The 1,172-nt window shown below is 46.6% G+C and carries 1 protein-coding gene; it reads right to left on the reverse strand.

Features of this window, described 5'->3' with window-relative positions; genetic code table 11:
* Positions 1–97 precede the first annotated feature (97 nt).
* A complete protein-coding gene (ygfZ, locus tag R7Z50_RS24505) occupies positions 98–1,066 on the reverse strand; it encodes a tRNA-modifying protein YgfZ (RefSeq protein ID WP_318149348.1) in 969 nt (322 codons plus the stop codon).
* Positions 1,067–1,172 lie beyond the last annotated feature (106 nt).

Genomic DNA, 1,172 nt, shown 5'->3' on the forward strand with positions numbered 1-1,172 from the left:
GGCATCCTCAATTGTTGTAGCTGGTCTTTGATGCGGAAGCAGACGAAACGTGATGTTTTGGTCGGCAAGAAACTGCATCAAAGGAGTATGAATGGCATTATTCATCATCAAGGCTGTAAGGCAATTCTGCGATGGTCCATTCACAATCAGGCTGAGACGTCAAACGAAGGCGAGTGTCGTCATCCAGATTATTTGGTAACACGATCAAACCCATAGCTTGGTTATCACTGAATTGATAGTGAGTCAGTAACGTGCCGACTGAGCGCCAGTTGTCGCCTACGCTGCGTTCTAGTTCAATCGCATCATCGTTTAACGCGGTCGACGTTGCGCCTTTCACGATGTACATAGCGCGCTTGTTTGTGCCGCGGTATTTCGCTCGAGCTACGGTTTCTTGGCCTGTGTAACAGCCTTTAGTGAAGCTAATGCCACCTAGGGCTTGAATGTTCAAGGCTTGTGGAATGTGCTCGTTTTGCGCTGTGGCAGAAACGAATGGCAGTGCAGATTCAATGTCGAACCGAGTCCAAAGCTCGCGTGTTGTCAGCGTAGCATCGCTGTTTTCGATCAGTGCTTGCGCCGCTTCTTCTGTCACAACAAGTAACCAACGGTTCGCCTCTACTTTTACCGCAGTGCCACCATTGATGATGCGTACATCACCGGCATCTTCATTTAAAGCAGACACAAACGCATCGGCGTTGATACCTGCAACGCCAAGAATCACATCGTTAGATTCTTCAATCGTGACTTTGGAAAATACGGCGTATTTTTTTATTTCTTTCAGTTCGATTTCAATCGCAGATTTCGGCTGGATCATGCCGTAGCCATCACCATGATGGAACAAGCGGAATACACTCCACACTTTACCTTTCGCGTCGCAGTGCGCACCGAGTGTTGATTGGTCTTTTTCTAGAGAAACCACATCACAGGTAACTTGACCATGCAGGTACGATTTTTTGTCATCGCCTACCATGGTGATCATGCCTAGATGATCGAGTCGTGAAATAGACAGTTCTGGTAGAGCATCTTGAGTCGATAGGTTGAGCGGTGAAAAGCGAGTTTGCCATTCCATGATTACAATGCCTTTTGAAGATATTTTTCAGCTATGTTAAATGCAGATTCACCATTTGTCAGCTTTCAATATGCCCAAGTCACCTTAAGGTGTTCGGTTTAGCGAG

The sequence above is a fragment of the Vibrio sp. 1249-1 genome, assembly GCF_033340495.1.